This is a genomic window from Skermanella pratensis, from assembly GCF_008843145.1.
Lineage (GTDB): Bacteria > Pseudomonadota > Alphaproteobacteria > Azospirillales > Azospirillaceae > Skermanella > Skermanella pratensis.
In genome coordinates, this window is sequence record NZ_CP030265.1 from 559,029 (window position 1) to 585,671 (window position 26,643).

The window sequence follows — 26,643 nt, forward strand, 5'->3', positions numbered from 1 at the left end:
CCAAGGCCGCCATGCCCCGCCCCGACAGCCGAGCGATCGCCGTCCTGCTGACCCTGCTGGTAGCGTTCGGGCCGCTCTCCACCGATCTCTACCTGCCGTCGCTGCCGACGCTGGTCCGCGTGTTCGGCAGCGACATCGCGACGGTGCAGCTGACGCTCAGCGTCTTCCTCGTCGGCTTCGCGGTGTCCCAGCTCGTCTACGGGCCGCTGTCCGACCGGTTCGGGCGGCGGCCGGTGCTGATCGGCGGCATCGCGGTCTTCGTGGTCGCCAGCGCCGCCTGCACGCTCGCCGGCTCGATCGAGCAGCTGATCGCGGCGCGTTTCTTCCAGGCGCTGGGGTCGTGCTGCGGCCCGGTCCTGGGGCGCGCCGTCGTGCGCGACGTCTACGGGCGGGAGCGGGCGGCCTCGGTCCTGGCCTACATGGCGATGGCCATGGCGCTGGCCCCGGCGGTCGGGCCGGCGATCGGCGGCTACCTGACCGTGCTGTTCGGCTGGCGGACCAACTTCGTGTTCCTGACCGGCTTCGGCGTCGCGATCCTGGCCGCCGTCTGGCTGATGCTGGAGGAGACCAACCGGCGGCGCGATCCCACGGCGCTGATGCCCCGGCGGCTGGTCTCCAACTACGCGTCGCTGGCGCGCAGCCGGACCTTCGCCGGCTATACCCTGTGCCTGGCGGCGATCTACAGCGGGATGTTCGCCTTCATCTCCGGCTCGTCCTTCGTGCTGATCGAGCAGTTCGGCCTGTCGCCGGAACGCTACGGCATGGCCTTCGGGGTGATCGTCGTGGGCTTCATGGTCGGGACCTTCAGCGCCGGCCGGCTGACCCGGCGGCTCGGGGTGGACCGGCTGATCGGGGCCGGCTCGACCCTGTCCGGGCTGTGCGGCCTCGCCGGGCTGGGGCTGGCGGTGGCGCGGGTGGACCACACGGCGGCGATCCTGGCGCCCATGTTCGGCTTCATGATCGGGGCCGGGCTTCTGATGCCCAACGCCCAGGCCGGCGGGCTGGGGCCGTTCCCGACCATGGCCGGGACGGCCTCGGCCCTGATGGGCTTCACCCAGATGGGGCTGGCGGCGGCATCGGGCATCCTCGTCGGATATCTCCAGGACGGGACCCAGGTCCCCATGATGGCCTCGGTCTGCGTGGGCGCGCTGGCGGCCGCGGCCTCCTATCGGCTGCTGATCGCCGGACGATCCGCCGCACCGACGCCGACCTGATCCGCCGACCTGAAGTACCGATCGACGGTGGCGGACGGCCGGGCGGATTGGCTACACTCGCCCCGGCCGCACAGCGGTACCCCTTCAGCGACGGAAGAACACGCCATGAAGAAGATACTGGCCGCGTGCCTGCTCGCTCTCGCCCTGGCGGTTCCCGCCCCGGCGGGTGCGCAGACCGTGCTGTTCCAGGCGCCGCCGATCATCAAGGCGGCGGTCGAGAACAACTACGAGGCCATGCGCTCCCTGCTGGTCAAGGGCACCAGCGCCAATACCGCCGACGGTAACGGCAAGACCCCGCTGATCTACGCGGTGGCCGCGTCCAACGCCGACATGGTCCAGCTCCTGCTGGAGAACAAGGCGAATCCCAACCAGGCCGACAAGAGCGGCAACGGCCCGCTCTTCTGGGCGGCGGGGCAGGGCGACGCGACCGTGATCGACCTGCTGCTGAAGGGCGGTGCCCGGACCGACCAGGAGAACCGGCAGGGCGCCACCCCGCTGATGGAGGCCGCCCGCACCGGCAAGCTCGAAGCGGTCCAGAAACTGCTGGCCGCCGGGGCGAAGGTGGACCAGGCGGATTTCACCGGGCGCAACGCGCTCGACTGGGCGCAGGACGGTCGAAGCCAGCGGGTCATCGCGGCGCTGCGCCAAGCCGGCGCCCGCTGACCCCGGCGGCCCGATGCCCGGTGGCGCCGAGTCGCTGCTCCTCCTGCCGATCGCGCTGGCGCTCGCGGCGCTGGCCGGCGACTGGCCGGTGGTGGACGGGGTGCTCGGCCTGCCCCGGCGGCTGGCCCTGCGCTCGGCCGACTGGTTCGACCGGCGGCTCAACCGCCTCAACCGGAGCCCCCGGGCCCGCCTCGTCCGCGGCCTGCTGGTCGCCGCCCTGTTCGCCGTCCTGGCCGTCGCCGCCGGGCTGGCCCTGGTGGTGGCGCTCCGGCCGCTGCCCTACGGCTACGCGGTGGAACTGGCGGTCGTCGCCGGCGCGCTCCAGGTCCGGCGGCCGTGGAACCGGCTGCGCACCACCATGCGGGCACTCGAATGGAAAGGGTTGTCCGCGGGGCGCGACGCCGTCCGGGACCTGACCGACCGCCACGCCCTCACCCTGGACGAGCACGGGGTCGTCCGGGCCGCGGTCGAGGGGGCGGCCCGCGCGCTCGACGGCGGGGTGGTGGCGCCCGCCGTCTGGTACGCGCTGGCCGGCCTGCCCGGCATCCTGCTGTGGACGGCGGTGGATGCCCTCGACCGGGCGATCGGCGACCGGGGACCGCGGCACGATCGGTTCGGCTGGGCGACGGCGCGCCTGCACGCCGCGCTGGGCTGGGTTCCGGCCCGCCTGACCGGGTTGCTGCTGGTGCTGGCCTGTCCCTTCGTTCCCCGGACCCGGACCGCCGAGGCGGCCCGCACCCTCGCCGCCGCCGTGCCGGCGCCGGTCGCCGCGATCGCCGGCGCGCTGGACCTCTCGCTCGGTGGCCCCCGCCGGGAGGGGGAGGTGATGGTCCGCGCCCCCTGGATCGGCGAGGGCCGCGCCCGCGCGGTCCCGGCCGACATCAGGCCCGCCCTGGCGCTCTATGCCGTCGCCTGCCTCCTGCTGGCCGGCTTCGCCGGCGCCGGCGCGGCGGCGCTGCATTACTTCTGAACCCTAAAGGGGCGGCCGGTTGACGCCGACGATCCGCCAGGCGGGCTTCTCCCCGCCCAGCGGGATATGGTCGATCCGGGTCACCGACAGGGGATCGATCTGGAACGACAGCGCCGCCGCCGGGGAGATTCCCAGCGCCACCGCCAACGCCGCCCGGATCGATCCGCCGTGGCAGATCGCCACCACGTCCCGCCCGGCATGGGATTCCGAGTTCCGCTCCAGCGCCAGGGCGACCCGAGACACCACCTGCTCGAAGCTCTCGCCGCCCGGCGGGCGGGCCGTCGCGGGAGCCTCCCAGAACCGGGCGATCCGCCCGTCATGGTCCCGAGCCGCCAGCTCGTCATGGCTGAACCCCTGCCACGCGCCGAAATCCTGCTCCAGCAGCCCCGCCTCGACGACCAGGTCCGTTCCGGCGCGCCAGACCGCCTCGGCGGTCCGCCGGGTCCGGGACAGCGTCGTCACCATCCGCACCGCGCCGGACGGCAGCAGCCGGGCAAGGGCCTCGAACGCCCGGGCGTCGCCGCAGTCCGCCGCCACGTCGAGCCGGCCGTAGATCCTGCCCTCCGGATTGATCACCGGGGCGTGGCGCACCAGCCACCAGCGGGTGACGCCACTCATATCAGGATCGCCGCCAGGACCAGCAGCACGGTGATCTCCACCCCCTGCTGGCAGGCGCCCAGCACGTCGCCGGTATGGCCGCCGATCTGCGCCCGCGCCAGTTCGGCGATCGCCAGCGCCGCGACGATCGCCGCCGCCAGCACCGGCAGCGCCGCCGGTCCCAGGGCCAGTCCCGCCAGGCAGGTTCCGAGCGCCAGCGCCATGGCGATCCGGGTGCCCGGCGGCGCTCCCAGCCCCGCCGCCAGCCCGTCGGTCCGCGCCGGGTCGAGATAGCCGTAGACGGCCGGCACCATCGCCCGAGACAGCGCGCCGGCCCCGATCAGCGCCGCCGCGACGGGCAGCGGGTCGGCCAGCGCCGCCAGCGTCGACCAGCGCAGCCCGACCGAGAACAGCAGCGCCAGCACGCCGTAGCTGCCCAGGCGGCTGTCGCGCATGATGGCGAGCTTGGCCATTTTGTCGCGCCCCCCGCCGAAGCCGTCGGCCACGTCGGCCAGCCCGTCCTCGTGAAGCGCACCCGTCACGGCGATCTGAAAGCCCAGGGCCAGCAGCGCCGCGGCCATGGAGGTCAGGCCCAGCAGGGTCGCGGCGGCGTAGACGGCGCCCGCGGCCAGCCCGATTCCCGCCCCTATCACGGGATACCAGCCGAGCGCCCGCCCGTGCAGGTCCGCCGGCATGGGGCCGTCGAATCGGATCGGCAGCCGGGTCAGGAAGATCGCGGCGGCGGAGATTTCGTCGCCCAGCCGGGCGGACGCCTCGATCAGGGAACTTTCGGGGAGGGAACTCTTGGACATGGAGTCCGGTATAAGGCAGGGCAGTCCCGTTCGGAAGGCTTTTGACCGGCCCGTGCTTTCCTGCCAAGGTGCCGCCCGAATCGTCCCCGATCCTCTCCCGCACACCCATTTCCGCAAAGCCGAGACAGCGCCATGTCCAATCCGCAACCCGCCGTCACCTTCGACGAGATCCGCGCCCTGATCCGCGACTTGCCGGGCCCCGACCTGGAAGCGGGCACGGCGGCGCTGGCGCGGCAGAACCAGCTCACCAAGCCGCGCGGCTCGCTCGGCCGGCTGGAGGAACTGGCCCAGTGGATGGCGACGTGGCAGGGCAGGCACCCGCCCGAGCTGCGCCGGCCCCGGGTCAGCGTCTTCGCCGCCAACCACGGCATCGCGGCGCGCGGAGTCTCGGCCTATCCGGTCGAGGTCACCGCCCAGATGGTGCAGAACTTCATCGACGGCGGCGGCGCCGTGAACCAGCTATCCGAGGTGGCCGACGCCGACCTGCGCGTCTACGAGCTGGACCTGGACCGCCCGACCCGGGACTTCACCGACGGACCCGCCATGTCGGAGGAGGGCTGCGCCCGCGCCATGGCCTACGGCATGATGGCGGTGGAGCAGGGGCTCCACCTGCTCTGCCTGGGCGAGATGGGCATCGCCAACACGACCTCCGCCGCGGCGCTGTGCACCGCGCTGTTCGGCGGCGACCCGGCCGACTGGGTCGGTCCCGGCACCGGGGTGGACGCCACCGGGCTGGCGCTGAAGGTCGAGACCGTGGCCGCCGGCCTCGCCGCCAATCCCGGGGCCTCGTCCGACCCCCTGGAAGCGCTCCGCTGCCTGGGCGGCTACGAGCTGGCCGCGATCGCCGGCGCCATCGTCGCGGCCCGGCTGGCCCGCACGCCGGTTGTGCTGGACGGCTATGCCTGCACCGCGGCCGCCGCCGTCCTGGCGAAGCTCGACCCGCGCGCCCTCGACCACTGCCTGATCGCCCACCGCTCGGCCGAGCCGGGCCACGCCCTGCTGATCGAAAAGCTGGGCAAGCAGCCCCTGTTCGACTTCGGCATGCGCCTGGGCGAGGGCTCCGGCGCCGCCCTGGCGATCCCGATCCTGAAGGCGGCGGTCGAGTGCCACACCGGCATGGCCACCTTCGCCGAGGCCGGCGTCAGCGGCCAGTCGTCCGGGCCGTCGGCCGGTCAGGTCCACTGACATGTCAAGGACCGCCGTGCTGGCGGTTGCGGCAGCGGCCTTGTGGGCCGGAAGCGCATCCGCTTCCGAGCTGAGGGTGACGGTCCGCGGCGTGCCGTCCGACGCGGGCGACGTCAAGGTCGGGCTCTACGCCACGCCGGAAGCCTTCGAAAGGCGGGAGCGGACCTTCGGCGAGGCGGCCCCCGCCAGGGCCGGCGACGTGGTGGTGGTGTTCCGCGGCCTGGCCCCGGGCCGCTACGGCATCGCCGCGATCCACGACATCAACGGCAACGGCAAGCTCGATTCGAATTTGCTCGGCGTTCCCACCGAGCCCTTCGGCTTCGGCAACGACGCCAAGGTCAATTTCGCGCCGCCCGACTTCGCCGACATGGCCGTCACGGTCGGCGCCGGGACCGTGGAGACCGCGGTCACCCTGCGCCGCTGATCCTCAGCTCCGGCGCGCCTCTTCCAGCAGCCAGTCGCGGAACGCCGCCAGGGCCGGGCGGTCGGCCAGGTGCTTCGGGCTGACGAGCTGGTAGCTGCCGAGCCGCGCCTCCAGGCCGGGAAAGGGCACCGCGAGCCGGCCCGCCGCGATGTCGTCCTGGACCAGCGACAGGTCGGCCACCGTCACGCCGTGCCCGTCCGCCGCGGCCTGGATCGCCAGGTCCTGGGTATCGAAGATCTGGCAGTTGCGGTCCACGTCCAGGTCGGGCATCCCCGCCAGTTCGAGCCAGGCCCGCCACTCGCTCTGGTGCGGGTCGGGATGCAGGATCGTGCAGCGCGCGAGGTCGGCGGGAGCCTTCAGCCGGTCGAGCAGAGACGGCGCGCACAGCGCGGTCAGCCGTTCCTCGAACAGCGGATCGGCGCGCAGCCCCGGCCAGGGGCCGACCCCGAACACGATCCCGGCGTCGAAGTCGTCCCGGTCGAAATCGACCCATTCCCAGCCGGTGTTCAGCCTGACCCGGATATCGGGACGGCTGGTCTGGAACCGGATCAGCCGCCGCATCAGCCAGCGGATCGTGAAGGTGGGCGGCACCTTGACCTGGAGGTCGTGAGCCCGCGCCTCGACCCGCGCCGCGGCCTGGGCGATCCGGTCCAGCCCCTCGGTCACTCCCGCCAGCAGCACCTTGCCCTCGTCCGTCAGCGCCAGGGCACGTGGCAGGCGCTGGAACAGCATCACGCCCAGGTGATCCTCCAGCCCCTTGACCGCCCGGCTGACCGCGCCCTGGGTCACGTGCAGTTCCTCCGCGGCGATCGTGAAGCTGAGGTGACGGGCGGCGGCCTCGAAGGCGCGGAGCGAGTTCAGCGGCGGAAGGCGGCGCGACATGGCGGCTCATGCATGAGTTTCGCTCATGCAGAGTATGAGAACTCATGGTTTGTGCGCAAGCGCTTGGCACCATAGATCATGCTTATCGAAAACATCGCATACCGCACGCCAAGGAGGCTGCCATGATCAGAACTCAAACCAGGCATGCGCCGGCGCTGCCTTTCGCGATCCCCGCCGTCCCGCTCGCCCGCGTCGCGGAGCTGCCGGCCCTGTGGCGCCGCCGCGCGCTGACCCGCCGCGACCTCGCCCGCATGGACCGCCACCTGCTGTCCGACATCGGCCTGACCGAGCAGCAGGCCCTGGCGGAAGTCTCCAAGCCGTTCTGGCAGGAGTGAGCCGGCTCACTCCCCGGTCTGGAGCAGCGAGCCGCGCACCCGGGCGACCTTGAAGTAATGCAGGAAGACGAACGCCGCCGCGGCCATGTAGGCGGCGTTCAGCCCGGCCGCCCAGGCCAGATGGTCCCAGCGCGTCACGTTCTCGAACATCAGCGCCCGCATGCCTTCGAAGACGTGGGCCGAGGGCAGCGCCCAGGCCACCGCCTGGAGCCAGCCGGGCAGCACGGCGACCGGGTAATAGACGGCGCTGACCGGCGCCAGCAGGAAGACCGCGACCCAGGCCAGGCTCTCGGCGCCCAGCCCGTGGCGCAGGATCAGCGCGATGATGAGCAGCCCGAGCCACCAGCCCATGACGATCAGGTTGGCGAAGAATCCGACCAGCGGCAGGCCCATGTCGAAGATCGAGTAGCCGAAGATCGGGATCGCCAGCAGGCCGGCGGGCACGGTGCCCAGCAGCGTGCGGATCAGGCTCATGGCCATCAGCGCCGCCACCCATTCGCCCGGCCGCAGCGGGCTGACGAACAGGTGGCCCAGGTTGCGCGACCACATCTCCTCCAGGAACGACACCGACACGCCGAGCTGGCCGCGGAACAGCACGTCCCACAGCAGCACGGCCGCGATCAGCACGCCCGCGGCCTGTGCCACCCAGGTGCTGTTGGTCGCCAGGAACTGGCTGATGAAGCCCCACATGATCATCTGCACGGTCGGCCAGTAGGCCAGTTCCAGCAGGCGGGGCCAGGACCCGCGCAGCAGGTACCAGTAGCGCAGCACCATCGCCGAGATCCGGCGGGCGGAGCCTCCCATGGGGTTTCCCCTGCCGTCCATTCCGCCGATCACTCCGCCGCGTCCGCGACGCCGCCGGAGCGGCGGTCGCGCGCGATGTCGAGGAAGACGTCCTCCAGCGTGTCGCGGCCGTAGCGTTCCAGCAGGTCCGCCGGGGCGCCGCGGTCGACGATGAGGCCGCCGCGCATCATCAGCACCAGGCCGCACAGCCGCTCGACCTCCAGCATGTTGTGCGACGCCAGCAGGATCGTGGCGCCGGTCTCGCGGCGGTAGGTTTCCAGATAGGTCCGGATCCAATCCGCCGTGTCGGGGTCGAGCGAGGCCGTCGGCTCGTCCAGCAGCAGCACGTCCGGCCGGTTGAGCAGGGCCTTGGCAAGCGCCACGCGGGTCTTCTGGCCGGCGGAGAGCTGCCCGGTCGGCTTCTTCAGGAAGCGTGCGACGCCGAGCGCCTCGGCGATCTCGGAAACCCGTCGGCGGACGCCGGACAGTCCGTAGAGATGGCCGTACACCGTCAGGTTCTCGGCGACGGTCAGGCGGTGCGGCAAGTCGACATAGGGCGACGAGAAGTTCATCCGCGGCAACACCCGGTGGCGGTGGCGCAGCATGTCCTCGCCCAGCACCTCGATGGTGCCCGACGTGGGCAGCAGAAGGCCCAGCAGCATGGAGATGGTGGTGGTCTTGCCGGCGCCGTTGCCGCCGAGCAGCCCGGCGACGGTGCCGGCCGGCACGGCGAAGCTGATGCCGTCGACCGCCGTGGTGGCATCGAACCGCTTGGTCAGGTGATCGACTTTGATGACAGGCTGGGACATAAGCAGGCTATATGGCGGACCGCTCAACCGCTGACCACCCCTCGCTCCCTCGACACCGTGATCCTCCGTCCCAGCCCGACACCCGGCAGCCCACCATGATCGAAGCCGTACCGCCGCCGCGTTCCGGTCCAGCCTCTCCCCCGGTCGTCACGCCGATCGCCACCGCGATCGACGGCCGGGTGACCTTGCGGACCCTCATCCTGATCCGCTGGATCGCCGTCGTGGGACAGCTGACCGCGGTCCTGTCGGTCCATTTCGGCTTCGGCTTCAAGCTGCCGCTCGGGCCGGCGCTGGCCGCCATGGGGGCGTCGGTGCTGTTGAACCTGGCGGCGCAGGCCCAGCGCGGCACCCGGCCCCGGCTGGCCGACCGGGACGCCGCCCTGTACCTGGGATACGACACGCTCCAGCTCACGCTCCTGCTGTACCTGACCGGCGGGCTCCAGAACCCCTTCGCGATCCTGATCCTGGCGCCGCTGACCGTGGCCGGCACGATCCTGTCCCGGGTCAGCGTGATCGCGCTGACCGTGCTGGCGCTGTGCTGCCTGACCGGGCTGGCGCTGTGGCAGTTCCCGCTGCCCTGGGCCAACGGCGCGGTCGGGCTGCCGCCGCTGTACCTGCTCGGCATCTGGCTGTCCCTGTCGCTGTCCGCGATCTTCATCACCGCCTATGTCTGGAGCGTCGCGCAGGAGGCGCGGTCGATCTCCGACGCGCTGGCGGCCAGCCAGATGGCGCTGGAGCGCGAGCAGCGGCTGTCGGCGCTGGGCGCGCTGGCCGCCGCCGCCGCCCACGAGCTGGGCACCCCGCTCGGCACCATCCATCTTGTCGCCAAGGAGCTGGCGAGCGAGATCCCGCCGGACAGCCCGCTGGCGGAGGACATAGCCCTGCTGCAGAGCCAGAGCCTGCGGTGCCGCGACATCCTGGCCGAGCTGTCGCGGAAGCCCGAGGCGGAGGGCGGCGAGCCGTTCGACCGGCTGACCGTCCCGGCGCTGATCGAGGCCGCCGGAGCGCCCCACCGGCTGGGCCATATCAAGTTCCTGCTGGACACCGAGCCGGTGGCCGGTCCGCCCGTTCCGATGATCCGCCGCAGCCCGGAGATCATCCACGGCCTGGGGAACCTGATCCAGAACGCCACCCAGTTCGCCCGCTCCACGGTCACCGTACGCGCCCGCTGGGACGAGGAGGCGCTGACCATCACCGTCGGCGACGACGGGCCGGGCTTTCCCCAGAACCTGCTGAACAGGATAGGCGAGCCCTATATCTCCACGCGCGTCGAGGGTGGGCGGGCCGAGGGCGGTTCGCACATGGGGCTGGGCATCTTCATCGCGCAGACCCTGCTGGAGCGTACCGGGGCGGAAGTCATGTTCGCCAATAGTCGTAGCGGCGGGGCGCAAGTTGTCGTACGGTGGAATCCACCGATTTTCGACACGAAAGGCTGAGGACGGGAACGCGAATGACTTCCGACATCGGTCCGACAGGCGAAGCAGCCAAACTCACTTTCTCCGGTGACGCCTCGCGCAGCCTCCTGGTTGTCGATGATGATCCCCCGTTCCGCAACCGCCTGGCCCGCGCGATGGAAAAACGCGGCTTCGACGTCGTCGCGGTCGACAGCGTCGCGATGGGCATCGAGGTCGCCCAGGAATCGGCCCCCGTGTTCGCCGTGGTCGACCTGCGGCTGGGCGACGGCAGCGGGCTCGACGTGGTCGCCGCGCTGCGCGACGCCCGCCCGGACAGCAGGATCGTGGTGCTGACCGGCTACGGCAACATCGCCACCGCGGTCGCGGCGGTCAAGGCGGGGGCGGTCGACTACCTGCCCAAGCCGGCCGACGCCGACGCGGTGGAGGCGGCGCTGCTGGCCGACGGGCGCCCGCTGCCGCCTCCGCCGGACAACCCCATGTCGGCCGACCGGGTCCGCTGGGAACATATCCAGCGGGTGTTCGAGCAATGCGACCGCAACGTGTCGGAAACGGCGCGCCGCCTGAAGATGCACCGCCGCACCCTTCAGCGCATCCTGAACAAGCACGCGCCCCGGGGGTAAGCCTCACGCCGGGCACGCTCGGGAGGGGGGGATGGGAACCAAGTCAGGGAATGGCTCGTTATCGCCGGTGTGAAACACCGGTGGAGCGGGCCATGACCAAAGACGAGATCGTCGATACGCTGAACGACCTGATTCAGATCACCGAGGACAGCCACGAAGGATATCGGAAGTCCGCCGAGGATGCCCAGGACCCCGATCTGAAGATGCTGTTCAACGATCTCTCCGCCCAGCGCGGCGCCATGGTCCGCGATCTCCAGAAGCATGTGGCGGAGCAGGGCGGGGCTCCGGAGGCCAGCGGCACCATGCTTGGCGGCGCGCACCGGTTCTTCGTCGACCTCAAGTCCGCCGTCATGGGCCGCGACCGGGCGGCGATCATCCAGGAGGTGGAGCGGGGCGAAACGGAGGCGGTGCGCCGGTACGAGCAGGCGCTCGACAAGGATCTTCCCACCCATCTCGCCAGCGTGATCAGCCAGCATCTCGCGCGTTTGCAGTCCGACCGCGATCGCCTCGCGGCGACCAAGCAGGCATCCAGGCAGGCTTCGTAGCCGTCGAATCGCACCGGGCGGTCGCAACGGATGGGATGGGGGCGTGTTGGACACCGAATACGCTTTTCGTCCAAACCCCCCTCACACCAGGAGACCGCCGATGGCAACCAACGCCGAAATCGCCGCCAAGCTGCTGAGGGATGCCGCATCCTTCTTCCGTCATGTCGGTGAGCAGAACGATCCCATCAGGGAGCAGATGGACACCAACGCCCAGGCGTACGAGACGATCGCCGGACTGGTCGAGACGGAGCCGACAGCCCAGTTCGACCTGGCGGAGCGCGGACCGGACGCCTAGCGGCGCTTCCGCTCCTCCAGCGCCGCGATGACCGCGCGGCGCTCCCCGGGCGGTTTCGTTCCCCAGCCGGCGATCTCGTCGAGGGTGCGCAGGCAGCCCCGGCAGAAGCCCGAGGCCGGATCGATCACGCAGACCCGCGTGCAGGGTGACGGAACGTGGTTTTCATCGAAAGTCATGGTGGCGGGACGGTATCAAACCGGGGTTCCATCCGCCAGGATTCGATTGGCCAGGGCCAGGCCGCTGAGGAAGGCGCCCTCGACCCTGCCGCCCAGGCACCAGTCGCCGCACGCGCCCAGGCCGCGCTCCGGATCGTACAGGCATTCCTGCTCCAGTCCCCGGAGCGGGATCGAGAAACGCCAGCGGTGCGCGGCGAGATAGCCGGCCTGGACCGGCCCGATTCCCGCCAGTTCCCGGAAAGCCGCGGTCAGCCGGGCGATCACCTCGGCCTGATCATCCTCGATATGCCGCTGCGACCATTCGGGCGAGCCGTGGAGCACCCAGGTCTCGCCCCCTCCGGCATCTCGGCCCGGCTTGGAACTGTCGCGGGCGATCCAGGAGAGCGGTGAGGCGCCGACGAAAGCCCCGTCATAGGCCAGCCCGAGCGGCCGCGGGAAGCGGACCAGCACCGACCAGCATCCCGCCATGATCGCGTCGGCCGCCGCCGCGGCGAGATCCGGCGCCTCGGCCAGCAAGGGAACGGCCTGGGGCGACGGCACGGCGACCGCCACCCGGCCGTAGCTGCCGAGATCCCTGCCGGCTTCGTCGCGCAACTGCCATCCGCCGTCACCCGGAACCACCTCCGCCACCCGCACGCCGCTGCGGGGGGTGACCGATTCCGCCAGCAGCCGGGCGGGAGCGGTCATGCCGGGCGTCCCGACGAAGCGCTCGCCCGGCGACTCCTCGATGCCGCCGCCCTCGCCGATCCGGACGATCCTCCCGGTCCAGCAGGCGGCGGCGCCCCGCGCCACCCAGTCGTCGACCCGGCTGCGGAAACGGGGATCGCGGGCGGTGAAGTACTGAGCCCCATGGTCGAACCTCGGGCTGCCTGCCCCGCCGCCGGCGTCGGCCCGGCGCGTGGCCATCCGCCCGCCCGCCGCGCGCCCCTTGTCGAAGACGGTCACGTCCAGGCCCCGGCCGGCCAGCCGCTCCGCGCATGCCAGGCCGGAAAGCCCGGCGCCGATCACCGCCACCCGGGAGGTCCCGCCCCGGCCCGATCGCCCCGGAAACCCGACCACCGTCCCGTCGCCCATCGATTCCCCCAATGCTCCTTGCCAACGGTGATGAGAAGTAGCCCGGTGCGGCTATTCATCCAGGCTCACGGAAGGCACATGCCGGATGAGCCGTTGCCAGATACGCTAATTCGGCGATAATACTAATAAAATGTATCTGTAACTAAAATCTGGCAGGTCGGTGTTGGTGCGCGTCTTTGCGGGAAGAGCGGGAGGATCTTTGCTCCGTGGCCGGGCTCCGGATCTGGAGTCGGAAAGCCGCTGGCGCGACCGCCGGACGACGCTGGCCTGCGTGATCCTGTGCGGGATACTGCTGTCGGTCTCCATGTTCCTGGTGGCGCGCCAGCAGACCGCGGCCCAGATCGCCGAGATCCTGGACGCGCAGGCGGTCCACATGACCGAGACGATCCAGCGCCGCGTCCGCGTGGTGGAGGATACGGTCAGGGCGACCAGCGCCCTGTTCAGCGCGTCCGGCACGGTGACTTCGGGGGAATTCTCCGGATTCATCGACCATATCCTGCCTGAACGCGACGGCGTCGACCTGCTGTTCTGGACGCCGCGGACCGAAGGCCGCATCGTCGTCCGCTATGCGATCGGGGCCCCCGGGAGCCGGTGGGAGGATCTCCCGGTGGAGGAGAGCTCCGACTTGCGCGGCCTCGCCTCGGCGGCCCTGGCCGGGCTGCCCATGGCGACCGGCGTGGTCCGCGACCTGGAAGGCACGTCGGCCGGGATCGGATACCTGCTGGCGGTAACCGTGCCGACTCGGCGGCGGGCGGATGGGGCGGTGGACGGGGCCGCCGTGGCCCTGGCCTCCCTGGGCGGCCTTTTCCAAGAGGCCCAGGGGGAGCAGGGTACCGGCATGGCGCCGATCTCCCTGCGGGTGTTCGATCCGGAGCAGCCGGACAGGCCGCTCTACGCCCGGGAATATCGGGAGAGCCTGGGCCTCCTGGCCCTCGTCGGGCCGGTGGTCCGCGGTACCCGCATCGTGATCGGCGACCGCATCTGGATCGCCGAGTTCCGCGCCGTCATGCTCGGCCTGCCGCCGGCGCTGGCTTTCGCCCCGGCCGGGGTGCTGCTGGGAGGATTGGTCCTGACCGCGATGCTGGCGGCCTACATGGTCGCGGCGCAGCGCCGAACCGCCGACGTCGGGGCGCTGGTGAGCCGCCTGGAGCGGATCAACCGCGAACTCGAACACCGCATCCGCGAGAACGAGCGCACCGCGGCGGCGCTGGGCGAGAGCGAGCGCAAGTACCGGGAAATCTACGAAAACGCCGCGGAAGGCATCTTCCAGACCTCGCCCGACGGACGGATGCTTAGCGCCAATCCTACCCTGGCGCGGATCTATGGCCATGACACGCCTGCGGACGTGCTGGATGCACTCCAGGACATCCGGCATCAGCTCTACGTGGACCCGAGGCGGCGGGACCAGTTCGCCCGACTGCTGGACCGGTACGACACCATCCACGGCTTCGAGTCGGAGGTCCGCCGCAAGGACGGCTCCATCATCTGGATCTCGGAGACAGCCCGCGCGGTGCGCGACACCGCCGGCCGGCTGCTCTACTACGAGGGCAAGGTCGAGGACATCACCGACCGCAGGGCCGCCGAGGAGCTTCAGCGGATCGCGCGGGAGGAGGCCGAACTCGCCAGCCGCGCCAAGTCGGAGTTCCTGGCCAACATGAGCCACGAGCTGCGCACGCCGCTGAACGCCGTGATCGGTTTCTCCGAAATCATCAAGAACGAGATGTTCGGCCCCGCGGGGCGTCCCGAATACGTCGAGTATGCCCGCGACATCCATGAAAGCGGCACGCTGCTGCTTGCCCTGATCAACGATATCCTGGACATGTCGAAGATCGAGGCCGGCAAGAAGGAGCTTCAGGACACGGTGGTCGATATCGGCCGGGTCGCCCGGAACTGCGTCCGCCTCGTCGAGGCGCGCGCCCAGTTCGTCGGCGTCGCGATCGCGATCGACCTGGCGGCGGACCTGCCGCCCGTCCGGGCGGAGGAGCTGGCGCTGAAGCAGATCATCGCCAACCTGCTGACCAACTCGGTCAAGTTCACGCCCAAGGGCGGCAGGGTGCTGGTGTCGGCCGGCGTCGAGCCGGACGGAGGGCTTGCCGTCGCCGTGGCCGACACGGGCATCGGCATCGCGCCGGAAGACATCAAGAAGGCCCTGGAGCCTTTCGGCCAAGTCGACAGCTCGCTCAACAACAAGACGCAGGGAATCGGCCTCGGCCTGCCGCTGGCCCGGTCGCTCGTGGCGCTGCACGGCGGAACGCTGTCGATCGAGAGCGAGCCGGGGCGGGGGACCACGGTCACCGTCCGCCTGCCGGCCGAGCGGGTGATCCGCAAGGTCGCCTGACGGCTCAGCCCGCCCGGCGGGCAGCGAGCTCACTGACGCAAAAAGAAGGCCGCCATGAAGGCGGCCCTGAGTCTAGGGAGGAAACGCCCAAAGAGGCGTCGCAGCATCTCTGCTGCAGTGCACAACATAATGTACGATTCAGTACATCGCAAGCCCAAAGACCATTATTCCCATCCTACTTTCGACCGACCGATTTCCGGGTCCGGGCCAAGTCTTGCGATAGGCGGGCGCCTGCGGTCAGGCGGCCCCGGGACGCCCGTTCCATGGCGCGCCGCCGGACGGGGTGCGAAAATATGCGGGACAGGCCCATCTCTCCCCTGCCATCTTTCGCCGACACGGCCCACCTTGATAGGGACGTCCGAAAGAGCGTGCGCGAAATGAAATGGACCGGAGATGTCGATGCCTGCTGATTCCCACAACGCCTCCCTCTCCCTGCTGGAAGACCTGATCGGGAAGGCCAAGGCCGCCGGCGCCGACGCCGCCGACGCGGTGCTGTTCGACGGCGCCTCCCTGTCGCTGTCGCAGCGGCTGGGCAAGCCGGAGCGGCTGGAGCGGGCGGAAGCCGGCGATCTCGGCCTGCGCGTCTTCGTCGGCAAGCGCCAAGCGATCGTCTCGACCACCGACCGCAGCGCCGACACGCTGGCGGCCCTGGTCGAGCGCGCCGTCGCCATGGCCCGCAACGTGCCGGAGGACCCGTTCAGCGGCCTTGCCGATCCCGACCAGCTCGCCCGCGGCTGGCCGACCGACCTGGAGATGGACGACCCGACCGAGCCGTCGGCCGAGCAGATGATCGAGCAGGCGCGGATCGCCGAGGAGAGCGCCCTGGCGGTCCAGGGCGTCACCAATTCCGAAGGGGCGGAGGCGAGCTGGAGCCGCTCCCACGTCGCCATCGCCGCCAGCAACGGCTTCGCCGGCGCCTATTCGATCTCGCGCCGCAGCCTGTCGGTGTCGGTGCTGGCCGGGTCCGGCACGGGGATGGAGCGCGACTACGAGTACAGCTCCAAGGTCTTCGCCGCCGATCTGGCGTCCGCGGAGGAGATCGGCCGGGGCGCCGGCGAGAAGGCGGTGCGCCGGCTGAACCCGCGCAAGGTCAAGACCTGCCAGGTGCCGGTGGTCTACGACCCGCGGGTGTCGCGCGGCCTGATCGGCCACATGTCCGGGGCGATCACCGGGCCGTCGATCGCGCGCGGCACCAGCTTCCTGAAGGACAAGATGGGCGAGCAGCTGTTCCGGACCGGGATCACCATCGTGGACGACCCGCACGTGCGGCGCGGCCTGCGCTCCAAGCCGTTCGACGGCGAGGGCGTCGCCAATTCCCGGCGCAACATCATCGAGGACGGGCGGCTGACCACCTGGCTGCTCGACCTGCGCTCTGCCCGCCAGCTCGGCCTGACCTCGACCGGGCATGCGTCGCGCGGCACCTCCGGCCCGCCGTCGCCCTCGCCCAGCAACCTCTACATGGCGCCGGGAACCCGCACGCCGGAGGAGCTGATCGCCGACATCGGCCAGGGCCTCTACATCACCGAGCTGATGGGCATGGGCATCAACGGGATCACCGGCGACTACAGCCGGGGCGCCGCCGGCTTCTGGATCGAGAACGGCGAGATCGCCTATCCGGTCAGCGAGCTGACGGTCGCCGGCAACCTGAAGGAGATGTTCAAGGTGCTGGAGCCGGCCAGCGACCTGGAGTTCCGCTACGGCATGGACGCCCCGACGATCCGGATCGACGGCATGACCATCGCCGGTACCTAACTCTGTCCGGCCGGCCGCCGCGGCGGCCGGCCGGCGCGTCGGATAGAGCTGGCTCGACAGTCTCGCCGCCGTCATCGACTGGTTCCGCAGGCGGGTTCCGGCCTAACGGCTTTCGATCACGATGGAGGCCGGGTTCTGCGTCGAAGCGGTTGAGGAGGCCTTTGGCCCGCCACGGCAAGCCGGAGATCTTCAACAGCGAAATACTCTGACGTGCTGCGCATATTCTTGCTTCTGCTGAATCCATGCGAAGGACACTTCAAATGGTCAAGCCGGGATCACTTTGGATGCCGGCGACTCCAGGTGGAGATTGCAGGGGATGCGGGAGGTGGCGTCTTTACCCGCCCGGTCAGCCGACCGGTTCGGCGCCCAGCGGCAGATTGTCGCGCAGGAACTGCGCGAGCACCTTGAACTCGCGGCTGCGGGCAGCCTCGCGCCGCCAGACCAGGGCGACTCGGCGGGACGGGCAGGGCGGGGCGAAGGGACGGATCTCGACCGATCCGTTCGGCGCGGAGGCGCCGGTCACCGAAAGCGCCGGCAGCAGGGTGATGCCGATGCGGCTCGCGACCATCTCGCGGAGCGTGTCGAGCGACGTGGCGGCGAAGCTGTCGCGGTCGCGCGCCCGGGCATGTCCGCAGACCGCCAGCGCCTGGTCGCGGAAGCAGTGGCCGTCCTCCAGCAGAAGGACCTGCTCGTCCGCCAGGTCCGATTCGCTGACTTGGTTGCGCGCGGCCAGGCGGTGGCCGGCGGGCAGCGCCACTACGAAATTCTCGTCGAACAGGGCTTCGGTCTCGAACGACGCTTCGGCGACGGGCATGGCGAGCATCAGCGTGTCCAGGTCGCCGCTCTTGAGGCGTTCCACGAGTCGCCCGGTCTGGTCCTCCCGAAGGTAGAGTCGCAGATCCGGATATGTGCGCCGCAGCGAAGGAAGCACCCTGGGAAGCAGATAAGGGCCGACCGTGGGTATGACACCTAGTCGCAGGTCGCCCGCCAGGGGGGCGGCCACGCCCTGCACGCTGTCGGTCAGGTCGCGCACTTCCGCGAGGATGCGGCGCGCCCTTTCGGCGACCTCCGTGCCGATCGGGGTGAGCATCACCCGGCGCTTCGTGCGCTCCACCAGCTGGGTGCCAAGTGCTTCTTCCAATTGCTGTATCTGGGCCGACAGACTGGGCTGGCTGATGTTCGCGGCGTCGGCCGCCTTGCCGAAGTGGAGGGTGTCGGCGACCGCCACCAGATAGCGCAGGTGCTTGAGCGTGACGGCCTGACTCATCGGCCTCTCCTATCACAGCGTTCAGAAAAAGCGATTGGATTTATCATAGGGCTGTCGCCAGTTTTGGAACTGTTCGAATTTAGTGCACTGCAGCATACGGAGCTAGTTTCATGCTTACTGTCGGCGATAAGTTTCCCGCCTTCGACCTCAAGGCCGTCGTTTCCACCGATCCGAAGGAGGCCTTTGCGCAGTTCACCGACCGCTCTTTCGAGGGCAAGTGGCTGGTCGTGTTCTTCTGGCCGAAGGACTTCACCTTCGTGTGCCCGACCGAGATCGCCGCGTTCGGCAAGCTGAACGGCGAGTTCGCCGACCGTGACGCCCAGGTGCTCGGCGGTTCGACCGACAGCGAGTTCGTGCACCACGCCTGGCGCGTCCACCACGACGACTTGCGCGACCTGCCGTTCCCGATGCTGGCCGACATCAAGCGCGAGCTGTGCACCGAGCTGGGCATCCTGGACAAGACCGAGGGCGTGGCGTTGCGCGCCACCTTCATCGTCGACCCCGAGGGCATCATCCGCTTCGCTTCGGTCAACGACCTGTCGGTCGGCCGCAACCCGCAGGAAGTCCTGCGCGTCCTGGACGCCCTGCAGACCGACGAGCTGTGCCCCTGCAACTGGCAGAAGGGCCAGGACACCCTGCAGGCCGCCTGATCCCGGTTCCTCACGGGTTTCATCATGGTGGGCGCCGGGCGGCGCCCACCATGCGGGTGCCGGTTCCGGCCGGCCTGATCTGCATTCTATCGTCCGCACCTTAGGAATTGCCTGCCATGTCGATCGATGCGCTGAAGGGCAAGCTGCCCGACTACGCCAAGGACCTGAAGCTGAACCTGTCCGGCGTGTTCAACACGCCCAACCTGACACCGCAGCAGGCCTGGGGTACCGCCGTCGCGTCAGCCCTCGCGTCACGCCAGCCCGAAGTGATCCGCGCCATCGTCGCAGACGCCGGGCAGCACCTGGAGCCGGCGGCGCTGAACGGGGCCAAGGCCGCCGCGGCGATCATGGGCATGAACAACATCTACTATCGCTTCGTCCACCTGTCCGCAACCAAGGACTACGCCCAGATGCCGGCGCGCCTGCGCATGAACGTCATCGGCAATCCGGGGGTGGACAAGATCGATTTCGAATTGTGGTCGCTCGCCGTGTCGGCCGTCAACGGCTGCGGCATGTGCATCGAGAGCCACGAGCATGAGGTCGTCAAGAAGGGCGTCTCCAAGGAGGCCGTGCAGGACGTGATCCGGATCGCTTCCGTGATCCACGCCGTCTCCGCGGTGATCGACGGGGAGAACGCGCTCGCCTGAGCGCGGTCCTCCGGACCTGGGCCGTCCCGGGAACTAACCTGAAAAGGCGCCGGCCCGCGGAAGCGGCCGGCGCCTTTTCCGTATGCGCGCCGGCGTTCAGTTCATCGCCGAGGCCGGCCCCATGATGCCGAGGAGCGCGCTGTACAGCGCATAGACGCCGAAGCAGGCCAGCAGCACGGCCGCGGTCTGGTTGATGCGCCGGAACACGCCGTCCGAGATCATGTGCCGCATCATGGCCACGCTGCCGCTGAGCGTCAGGAACCACAGGGCGGAGCCCAGGAAGACGCCCAGCACCAGGACGGCCGCCTCGTAGTCGGACGCAAGCTCGCCGCCCAGCCCGAAGCCGGCGAAGATCGCGACGAACGCGAAGATGGTGATCGGGTTGGTCAGGGTGAGCCCAAGCCCGACCGCGAAACCGCCCAGCACGGTGCGGATGTCCCGCGTGATCTCCCGCGGGTGCGGCTGGGCGGTGAAAGCCCTGGCCGCGATCAGCAGCATGACGGTGCCGCCGACCAGCCGGAACGCGGTCTGATGGCCGGCCAGCCAGTCGGTCATGGCCTGGACGCCGAATGCCGCGATCGCGCCGAACAGCCCGTCGGCCACCGCGGCGCCCAGGCCGGTGGCGAACCCTGTCAGGACCCCTCCCTGAAGCGTACGGCGGATGCACAGGAGGCCGATCGGCCCCACCGGCGCCGCGATGGCGATCCCCAGCAGGACACCGCGCAGGAGAACCGCCAGATATTCCACAACCAGAACTCCCCATATCCCCCGTGCGCGCGACGCGGCGGAGTATGGCCCGCCCGGTCCCCGAAGCGGAACGGGGAATGGACGGTGCGGCATTAAACACGGCCCCCGGGGAAGGGGAGGCGCGAAGGGTTGCCGGAGTGCAGCACCTGTGACCTTTGTACCGGCTGCCGGTCCGATGCGGCTTGCCTCCCGGACGGCCTTCGATTAATCAGGGAACCGGTACAGGGCCGCGGACCAAGTCCCACCGCCAACCATCCGCCTCCACTGGGGAGCGCTCCGCCGGGGCTGCTCCGAAGGGTATTCTTGTGCGTGCTTTTTCCTTCCGGGATAAGGGTTTGAAGCGTCCTGAACGGGGACTGCGGAACAGCTTGCGCGGCGGTCTCGTGGCCCTGGGGATCGCGGCGGCGGCGGGCGTTCCCCCGGCATCGGCGCAGGACGCGGGGGGCGGCCAGCCCGTGCTATTGAACGCCGACGAACTCACCTATGACGAGACCCTGGGCATCGTGACCGCCACGGGCGACGTGGAGCTGGCCCAGGGCGACCGCCTGCTGCTGGCCGACCGCGTCTCGTTCAACCAGCGCACCCGGGTGGTGACCGCGACCGGCAATATCCGCCTGCTGGAGCCGAGCGGCGACGTGATGTTCGCGGAGTATGCCGAACTGACCGACGATCTCGCCCAGGGTTTCGTGCAGCAGGTCCGCGCCCTGCTGACCGACAACTCCCGGATGGCCGGGACCGAGGCGGAACGGACCGACGGGGGACGCTTCATGCGGATCAACCGGGCGGTCTATTCGCCGTGCGACCTGTGCGCCGAGGACCCGACCCGGGCGCCGCTCTGGCAACTCCGCGCCAACCGCGTGGTCCACGACAAGGAAGCGAAGGAAGTCATCTATCGCGACGCCTGGCTCGAGATGTTCGGCATTCCGGTGCTGTACACGCCCTATTTCGAGCACCCGGACCCGACGGTGGACCGCAAGAGCGGCTTCCTGAGCCCGATCTTCGGCTATGGCGGCAATCTCGGGACCTTCGCGGCGGTGCCCTACTACTGGTCGATCGCGCCCGACATGGACGCGACGATCACCCCGATGTTCAGCACGGAGGACGGCGTCCAGGTGCGCGGCGAGTGGCGCCAGCGGTTCGAGCGCGGCCGCCTCTTCCTGGACGGCAGCATCGTCAACGCCGACCGGACGACGACCTCGGGCGAAGTGAAGGAGGATCGCTGGCGCGGCCACCTGTTCGGCGAGGGGCTGTTCGACCTCGACGAGACCTGGAGGGCCGGCTTCAACCTCGAGCAGACATCGGACCGGTCCTATCTGCGGCGGTACCGGATCAGCGGCGAGGACATCCTGACCAGCCGCGCCTTCGTGGAAGGCTTCCAGGGCCGCAACTACGCGGTCGCGAACGCCTATCGCTTCGACGACCTGCGCGAGCTTTACGAGAACGAACCCTACGTGATCCCGCTGGCCGAGGCCCAGATGCTCGGCGAGCCCGACTCGCTGCTGGGCGGGCGCTGGTCGCTGGACTTCGGCTTGGTCGGGCTGCAGCGTCCGGAAGGGCGCGATACCCAGCGCGCCTCGATCGAAGCGGGATGGCAGCGCGAGTTCGTCGCCGATGCGGGCCTGATCACCACGATCAGCGGATCCCTGCGGGGCGATGCCTACTATGTCACCGACTATATCAGGCCGGACGATCCCACCGGGCGGGAGGACAGCACGACCGACTACCGCCTGTTCCCGCAGGGACAGATCACCATGCGGTACCCGGTGGCGCGCCAGATCGGCACCGTCCAGCACGTGATCGAGCCGATCGTCTCGTTCACCACCTCGCCCAACATCGACGACCAGGACAATATCCCCAACGAGGACAGCCAGGACATCGAGCTGACGGCCTACAACCTGTTCCGGCCCAACCGCTTCCCCGGCGTCGACCGGCTCGACTCGGGCACCCGGGTGACCTACGGCGCCAAGACGGGCTTCTACGGTTTCGGCGGCGGCTTCTCGGAGTTCTTCCTGGGCCAGAGCTATCAGATTTCCCGGAACGACGAGGCGCTCGAAGCCTCGGGCCTGGGCGAGGACTATTCCGACATCGTCGGCAGCATCAGGGTTCAGCCCGCTCCTTACCTGGATCTGCAATACAATTTCCAGCTTTCGGAGGAGGACCTGGAGGCGCAGGTCCAGCAGTTCCGCGTCACCGCCGGCGTTCCCGTGCTGCGCGCCGGCGTCAACTATTACTACCGCGACCGGCCGACCAGCGGCGACACCGCGCCGCGCCGCGAATACCTGTCGGCGTCGCTCAGTTCGTCCTTCTCGCAGTACTGGTCCGCGGCCGTGGCGCAGAGCTACGATCTCCAGGCGACCAACGAGAAGCTGCGCAGCACCAGCGCCTCGCTGACCTACAGCGACGAGTGCTTCACCTTCCAGATCATCGGGTCGCGGGACAATACCATCCGGTCCGGCGAGGAGGGCGGCGACACCATCTATTTCCGCCTGGTGTTCCGTAACCTGGGCGAGGTCGAAGCCCCGCTGATCAGCTCCTCCTCGCAGGCGTCGTCCCAGTAGCCCCGTCGCGAGGCGCCGGCCGGCAAGGACGCTGTTCCTTGCGGAGGAGCGGCGTCTCGCCGCCCGAGGTGAGCGGGACGCTCACCCTCCCCGGGAGGCCCCCGATCCGGCCAGCCGCTAGGAGGCCGAAGCCGTCAACGGCTCGCGGTTGAAGAACAGCGACAGCCGGCGGGTGATGTCTTCGCTCAGCTGGGCCACGCTGCGGTCGTAGGCGTCCTGTTCACCGATCAGGGTCGCGTACTGGCTGCGCAGGATGTTGAAGTTGCTGACGGAGCTGGTGATGCCCGACAGGACGGCGACGCCTTGGGCGTTGCGCAGCGTATAGGCCGCCAGCACGTTCAGTTCGGCGCGGGTGGCGCTGTCGTCCACCGCGATGCCCAGCTTGACCACCGTTGGGTTCAGGACGACGTCGAGGGTGTATTCCGGGGACACCGGGCGGCCGTCGCGGTAGAATCGGTCGATCAGGCTATTGCGGAGCTGCTGTCCCAGGCGGTTCGGGATGTTGTTGACCTGGACGAGCGGCAGTTGCTGTGCGGACGGAGTGCCGCCGCCGTGGAGCGGCTGGTATCCGCAGGCTGGCAGCAGCAGCATGCAGAGCAAAGCGCCCCACCTGTGAAGCGGGTTTGTCTTGTTCGACAGCATCTGCCACCTGGTGAATTCACTGGACCTCGGAGAACTGATGCGGCCGGCGCGATCAGCCCCGTCGAAGCTATCCAACTCGGTGCTGGCGCGCAAGCACGTGGATCGCCAGCATCGACAGGAACAGCGCGCCCAGCCACCAGACCTGCCAGATGCCGTAGGCTACCGAGATCATGGCGAGCATGCCGGCGAAGGCGGCGAGCGCGATCGGCTGGCTGTCGCGCGGCAGGGTACCGATGTCGCGCAGGATCGTCAGTCCGGCGGCGATGCCGAAGCAGACTCCGACGAATCCAAGCTCCAGCCAAACCTGAAGGATGGCATTGTGCGGGTGGAGCGGCAGCACCGGAAAGCTGTAGCCGCCCCGGTCCACGAACACGTTCTCCGCCAGCGAACGGGATGAATCAAGCCCCCAGCCGAGCAGAGGTCGCTCGAACACCAGGTTGGACGCATAGTGCCAGATTTCGATCCGGTGAAGGAACGAAAAGGGCAGGTCGCCGCGGTCGATCAGATCCAGCCCGTAGAGATATTCCATGGCCGGAATGGTCGCGAAGAAGGTGACGACGACTCCGATTCCCAGGAGGTGCCTTGTGAGGGTCGGAACCGCCGTCGCGACCGCCAGGGTCACCAGGCCGACCAGCAGCCCGGCCATCGCCGACTCGCTTTCCCCGCCTGTCACCAGGACGATCATGCCGACCGGCAGCAGGGCGGTCGCGGCCCGCTGGCGGCGCAGCCAGAACACCTGGCAGACCGGCCAGCACAGGGCCGCCATGGCGACCATGTTCCGGTTGATCAGCGATCCGTAGAGCTCCGGGTCGGGCGGCAGGCCGCCGCGCATCAGCTGGTAGACCGGCAGGCCGTGCAGCAGGTCCAGCATCAGCAGGATCACCGCTGCGGCGTAGGCCGCCACGAGCAGGCCGGCGCGGCGCTCGTCCAGCGGCGGCGTCCGCGTGGCGGCGACCGCCAGCAGCAGGGCGGGTATCAGCGCGTAGCTCAGTTCCCAGGCCTGTTTGAGGCTTTGCCCCGGCCGGATGCTCCAGACCGAGGTCAGGGCACCGTAGGCCAGGAACCCGCCCAGGATCACCATCCACCGGACCGGCGGGACCGGCCAGCGGCCGGTGTCCAGGCGATGGAGCAGGATGCCGAAGACAGAGCCGGCGATCATCAGCGGGGCCAGCCCGCGCGGCACCGTCACCGCGATCAGGGGGGCGAGCAGAAGGATGATCAGGCATGCGGCCGCGAAGCGCGCCGGGACGGCCGGCCCCGTCATGTCGGCTGGCTCATTCTGGGCCGTTCACTCTTGCTGGTTCATGTCAGTCGGAGCCCAGTTCCCGGCGCCGGGACTCCGCCGCGGCATCCTCGGGCCGGTAATCCGGGACCAGGGTGCGCAGGGTGGTCAGGGTCCTGGTCCCGTCGGTCGCCCGCGCGGCAAGCTCCAGCTCGTTCAGCAGCCGGTTGATCACCGCGTGTTCGATCACGCGGGGCGACGCCTGGAACACTCCGTCGGCGCTGGTGCGCGTCGGCGTCTCGCCCTCGGACAGCAGTTCCTCGAACAGCTTCTCGCCCGGCCGCAGCCCGGTGAATTCGATCCTGATGTCCTTGTCCGGGCGAAGCCCGACCAGCCGGATCATGTTGCGGGCCAGATCGACGATCTTCACCGGCTCGCCCATGTCGAGCACGAAGATCCGCCCGCGGCCCTGGGGATGGGCCGAGCCGTAGGCCGATGCCTGGAGCACCAGCTCGACCGCCTCGCGCACGGTCATGAAGTATCGCCGCATCTCCGGATGGGTGACGGTCAGCGGGCCGCCCGCCGCGAGCTGGCGCTGGAACAGCGGGACCACGGAGCCGCTGGAGCCCAGCACGTTGCCGAACCGGACGGTCATGAAGCGGGTGCCGGGCCCGTCCGACCCCGGCAGCAGGTCGAGCGCCTGGCAATAGGACTCGGCGGCGCGTTTGGTGGCGCCCATCACGCTGCTCGGGTTGATCGCCTTGTCGGTGGAGATCAGGACCATGGCCCGGGTGCCGACGGTCCGCGCCGCGTCGGCGACGTTGCGCGTTCCGATCGCGTTGGTCAGCACGCCCTCCTCCGGGTTGGCCTCGACCAGGGGCACGTGCTTCAGGGCCGCGGCGTGGAACACCAGGTCGGGCCGGGTATCCTGGAACAGCCGGAGCACGCGGGCGCGGTCGCGCACGTCGGTGATCACGCTGCGGCAGGCCAGCCCGCCGTACCGCCCGCGGATCTCTCCGTCGATCGTGTAGAGGTTGAATTCGCCGGCATCGACCATGGTCAGCTCGGCCGGGCCCAGTGCCGCGATCTGGCGCGTCAGCTCGCTGCCGATCGTGCCGCCGGCGCCGGTGACCAGCACCCGCCGTCCGGCGATCAGGCCCTCGATGGCGCTGCGGTCCAGCACCGTCTGGGGCCGCCCCAGCAGGTCCTCCACCGCGATCGGCCGAAGCTCGATCTTGCCTTCGCCCAGGGCGTCCTTGAACTCGGTCAGGCTCGGCAGCCGGCTGAGCGACAGGCCCAGCGGTTCGGCGAGGTCGAGCAGCCGGCGGATCAGGTCGGCGTCATGGTCCGTTTCCGGCTTGGTGACGATCAGCCTCTGCGGCTTCACGCCGCGCCGGTGCAGGGAATCGACCACCGTCGGCAGGTCGCCCACGCCGCCCAGCACTGGCACGCCGCGGATTTCCCGGCCGATCCGGCCGCCCTTATCGTCCACCACGCCGACCACGCGGTACGCCGACTGGGGTGTTTGGGAGAGCGCGCGGATCAGCTGGTCCGCGCCGTCCTCGGCGCCGACCAGCAGCACCTGCACCCGGTGCTCGCCGCCGGAGAAGTCGGACAGGGCCAGCCGCCGGTCCTTGAACAGGCGGTAGCCGAAGCGCGGCGCGCCGAGCAGGAACAGGAGCACGAACCACTGGATCACCGGGATCGAGCGCGGGATCGTGTCCAGCCGGGTCAGCAGGAACAGCAGAAGGACGGACACGACCGAAACGACGGTGGCTGCCTTGGTCACCAGGATCAGGTCCGGTGCCGACGCGTAGCGCCATATCCCGCGGTACAATCCCAGCAGGCGGTAGGTGATGGCCGCCGTCACCACCACCACCACGAGGCCCTCCAGCAGGCCTTCGAAATGGAACCCGAACAGCTCGTCGCCCACGCGCAGGTAGAACGCCGCGACGAAAGCCATGGCCGTCATCAGGAGGTCGTGCAGGTAAGCGAGGCCGGCTCGATCGAGTTTCATCAGG

At 69.8% G+C, this 26,643-nt stretch carries 27 protein-coding genes; 15 read left to right on the forward strand and 12 right to left on the reverse strand.

Features of this window, described 5'->3' with window-relative positions; genetic code table 11:
• Positions 1–11: 11 nt before the first annotated feature.
• The 3 genes from DPR14_RS02540 (at position 12) to DPR14_RS02550 (ending at position 2,847) form a co-directional block, all read left to right on the forward strand.
• A complete protein-coding gene (locus DPR14_RS02540; protein WP_158043765.1) occupies positions 12–1,214 on the forward strand; it encodes a multidrug effflux MFS transporter in 1,203 nt (400 codons plus the stop codon).
• Between the two features lie 105 nt (positions 1,215–1,319).
• On the forward strand, positions 1,320–1,877 hold the full coding sequence (locus DPR14_RS02545) for an ankyrin repeat domain-containing protein (RefSeq protein ID WP_158043766.1): 558 nt from the start codon (positions 1,320–1,322) through the stop codon (positions 1,875–1,877).
• A 13-nt stretch (positions 1,878–1,890) separates the two neighbouring features.
• Positions 1,891–2,847 carry a cobalamin biosynthesis protein CobD/CbiB gene (locus DPR14_RS02550; RefSeq protein ID WP_158043767.1) on the forward strand — a complete coding sequence of 319 codons (957 nt, stop codon included), beginning with the start codon at positions 1,891–1,893 and terminating at the stop codon, positions 2,845–2,847.
• 3 nt (positions 2,848–2,850) lie between these two features.
• Here the strand turns inward: DPR14_RS02550 and DPR14_RS02555 are convergent, their stop codons facing one another.
• Both DPR14_RS02555 and cobS read right to left on the reverse strand, forming a co-directional pair.
• Positions 2,851–3,465: a histidine phosphatase family protein gene (locus DPR14_RS02555; RefSeq protein ID WP_158043768.1), complete on the reverse strand. Its 615-nt coding sequence runs from the start codon at positions 3,463–3,465 to the stop codon at positions 2,851–2,853.
• The gene (gene cobS, locus DPR14_RS02560; protein WP_158043769.1) at positions 3,462–4,256 is read right to left on the reverse strand and encodes an adenosylcobinamide-GDP ribazoletransferase; all 795 of its coding nucleotides are present in this window, start codon (positions 4,254–4,256) and stop codon (positions 3,462–3,464) included. The genes DPR14_RS02555 and cobS overlap by 4 nt, the downstream gene beginning before the upstream one ends.
• Before the next feature lie 132 nt (positions 4,257–4,388).
• Here cobS and cobT point away from each other — a divergent pair, with 132 nt between their 5' ends.
• Together cobT and DPR14_RS02570 are read left to right on the forward strand one after the other, a co-directional pair.
• Positions 4,389–5,441 (forward strand): nicotinate-nucleotide--dimethylbenzimidazole phosphoribosyltransferase, encoded by a 1,053-nt coding sequence (gene cobT, locus DPR14_RS02565; protein ID WP_158043770.1) that lies wholly within the window; start codon positions 4,389–4,391, stop codon positions 5,439–5,441.
• Position 5,442: 1 nt separating this feature from the next.
• The gene (locus DPR14_RS02570) at positions 5,443–5,865 is read left to right on the forward strand and encodes a DUF2141 domain-containing protein (protein WP_158043771.1); all 423 of its coding nucleotides are present in this window, start codon (positions 5,443–5,445) and stop codon (positions 5,863–5,865) included.
• 3 nt (positions 5,866–5,868) lie between these two features.
• Here the strand turns inward: DPR14_RS02570 and gcvA are convergent, their stop codons facing one another.
• Complete coding sequence (gcvA, locus tag DPR14_RS02575) at positions 5,869–6,747, reverse strand: transcriptional regulator GcvA (RefSeq protein ID WP_158043772.1); 879 nt, start codon at positions 6,745–6,747, stop codon at positions 5,869–5,871.
• A 122-nt stretch (positions 6,748–6,869) separates the two neighbouring features.
• On the opposite strand from gcvA, the gene DPR14_RS02580 reads away from it, so the two are divergent.
• A complete protein-coding gene (locus DPR14_RS02580; RefSeq protein ID WP_158043773.1) occupies positions 6,870–7,082 on the forward strand; it encodes a DUF1127 domain-containing protein in 213 nt (70 codons plus the stop codon).
• A gap of 6 nt (positions 7,083–7,088) precedes the next feature.
• On the opposite strand, the gene DPR14_RS02585 is transcribed toward DPR14_RS02580, so the two are convergent.
• Positions 7,089–7,886, reverse strand: coding sequence for an ABC transporter permease (locus DPR14_RS02585; RefSeq protein WP_158043774.1), 798 nt, complete (start codon positions 7,884–7,886; stop codon positions 7,089–7,091).
• A 29-nt stretch (positions 7,887–7,915) separates the two neighbouring features.
• Positions 7,916–8,674 carry an ABC transporter ATP-binding protein gene (locus DPR14_RS02590; RefSeq protein ID WP_158043775.1) on the reverse strand — a complete coding sequence of 253 codons (759 nt, stop codon included), beginning with the start codon at positions 8,672–8,674 and terminating at the stop codon, positions 7,916–7,918.
• Positions 8,675–8,769: 95 nt separating this feature from the next.
• On the opposite strand from DPR14_RS02590, the gene DPR14_RS02595 reads away from it, so the two are divergent.
• From DPR14_RS02595 to DPR14_RS02610, 4 genes are all read left to right on the forward strand, one after another.
• On the forward strand, positions 8,770–10,110 hold the full coding sequence (locus DPR14_RS02595) for an ActS/PrrB/RegB family redox-sensitive histidine kinase (RefSeq protein WP_158043776.1): 1,341 nt from the start codon (positions 8,770–8,772) through the stop codon (positions 10,108–10,110).
• A 14-nt stretch (positions 10,111–10,124) separates the two neighbouring features.
• Positions 10,125–10,709 carry an ActR/PrrA/RegA family redox response regulator transcription factor gene (locus DPR14_RS02600; RefSeq protein ID WP_158043777.1) on the forward strand — a complete coding sequence of 195 codons (585 nt, stop codon included), beginning with the start codon at positions 10,125–10,127 and terminating at the stop codon, positions 10,707–10,709.
• Between the two features lie 92 nt (positions 10,710–10,801).
• Positions 10,802–11,254: a ferritin-like domain-containing protein gene (locus tag DPR14_RS02605; protein WP_158043778.1), complete on the forward strand. Its 453-nt coding sequence runs from the start codon at positions 10,802–10,804 to the stop codon at positions 11,252–11,254.
• 100 nt (positions 11,255–11,354) lie between these two features.
• On the forward strand, positions 11,355–11,549 hold the full coding sequence (locus DPR14_RS02610) for a hypothetical protein (RefSeq protein WP_158043779.1): 195 nt from the start codon (positions 11,355–11,357) through the stop codon (positions 11,547–11,549).
• Here DPR14_RS02610 and DPR14_RS02615 read toward each other — a convergent pair.
• Complete coding sequence (locus DPR14_RS02615; RefSeq protein WP_158043780.1) at positions 11,546–11,725, reverse strand: DUF1289 domain-containing protein; 180 nt, start codon at positions 11,723–11,725, stop codon at positions 11,546–11,548. The two genes, DPR14_RS02610 and DPR14_RS02615, sit on opposite strands and share 4 nt — an antisense overlap.
• Before the next feature lie 15 nt (positions 11,726–11,740).
• On the reverse strand, positions 11,741–12,799 hold the full coding sequence (locus tag DPR14_RS02620; RefSeq protein WP_158043781.1) for an NAD(P)/FAD-dependent oxidoreductase: 1,059 nt from the start codon (positions 12,797–12,799) through the stop codon (positions 11,741–11,743).
• A 199-nt stretch (positions 12,800–12,998) separates the two neighbouring features.
• Here DPR14_RS02620 and DPR14_RS02625 point away from each other — a divergent pair, with 199 nt between their 5' ends.
• Together DPR14_RS02625 and DPR14_RS02630 are read left to right on the forward strand one after the other, a co-directional pair.
• The gene (locus tag DPR14_RS02625; RefSeq protein WP_158043782.1) at positions 12,999–15,137 is read left to right on the forward strand and encodes a sensor histidine kinase; all 2,139 of its coding nucleotides are present in this window, start codon (positions 12,999–13,001) and stop codon (positions 15,135–15,137) included.
• A 393-nt stretch (positions 15,138–15,530) separates the two neighbouring features.
• Positions 15,531–16,889: a TldD/PmbA family protein gene (locus tag DPR14_RS02630; RefSeq protein WP_425501005.1), complete on the forward strand. Its 1,359-nt coding sequence runs from the start codon at positions 15,531–15,533 to the stop codon at positions 16,887–16,889.
• A 346-nt stretch (positions 16,890–17,235) separates the two neighbouring features.
• On the opposite strand, the gene DPR14_RS02635 is transcribed toward DPR14_RS02630, so the two are convergent.
• On the reverse strand, positions 17,236–18,156 hold the full coding sequence (locus DPR14_RS02635; RefSeq protein ID WP_158043784.1) for a LysR substrate-binding domain-containing protein: 921 nt from the start codon (positions 18,154–18,156) through the stop codon (positions 17,236–17,238).
• A gap of 110 nt (positions 18,157–18,266) precedes the next feature.
• Here DPR14_RS02635 and DPR14_RS02640 point away from each other — a divergent pair, with 110 nt between their 5' ends.
• Both DPR14_RS02640 and ahpD read left to right on the forward strand, forming a co-directional pair.
• Positions 18,267–18,806: a peroxiredoxin gene (locus tag DPR14_RS02640; protein WP_158043785.1), complete on the forward strand. Its 540-nt coding sequence runs from the start codon at positions 18,267–18,269 to the stop codon at positions 18,804–18,806.
• 116 nt (positions 18,807–18,922) lie between these two features.
• A complete protein-coding gene (gene ahpD / locus DPR14_RS02645; protein ID WP_158043786.1) occupies positions 18,923–19,453 on the forward strand; it encodes an alkylhydroperoxidase, AhpD family in 531 nt (176 codons plus the stop codon).
• Between the two features lie 96 nt (positions 19,454–19,549).
• Here the strand turns inward: ahpD and DPR14_RS02650 are convergent, their stop codons facing one another.
• Positions 19,550–20,200, reverse strand: coding sequence for a LysE family translocator (locus DPR14_RS02650; protein WP_158043787.1), 651 nt, complete (start codon positions 20,198–20,200; stop codon positions 19,550–19,552).
• A 335-nt stretch (positions 20,201–20,535) separates the two neighbouring features.
• Between DPR14_RS02650 and DPR14_RS02655 the strand changes: the two genes are divergently transcribed.
• A complete protein-coding gene (locus tag DPR14_RS02655; RefSeq protein WP_158043788.1) occupies positions 20,536–22,758 on the forward strand; it encodes an LPS-assembly protein LptD in 2,223 nt (740 codons plus the stop codon).
• A gap of 117 nt (positions 22,759–22,875) precedes the next feature.
• Here DPR14_RS02655 and lptE read toward each other — a convergent pair whose 3' ends face one another.
• From lptE to DPR14_RS02670, 3 genes are all read right to left on the reverse strand, one after another.
• Positions 22,876–23,349 (reverse strand): LPS assembly lipoprotein LptE, encoded by a 474-nt coding sequence (lptE, locus tag DPR14_RS02660; protein WP_192499232.1) that lies wholly within the window; start codon positions 23,347–23,349, stop codon positions 22,876–22,878.
• 118 nt (positions 23,350–23,467) lie between these two features.
• The gene (locus DPR14_RS02665) at positions 23,468–24,664 is read right to left on the reverse strand and encodes an O-antigen ligase family protein (protein ID WP_158043790.1); all 1,197 of its coding nucleotides are present in this window, start codon (positions 24,662–24,664) and stop codon (positions 23,468–23,470) included.
• A 43-nt stretch (positions 24,665–24,707) separates the two neighbouring features.
• Complete coding sequence (locus tag DPR14_RS02670) at positions 24,708–26,639, reverse strand: polysaccharide biosynthesis protein (RefSeq protein WP_158043791.1); 1,932 nt, start codon at positions 26,637–26,639, stop codon at positions 24,708–24,710.
• Positions 26,640–26,643 lie beyond the last annotated feature (4 nt).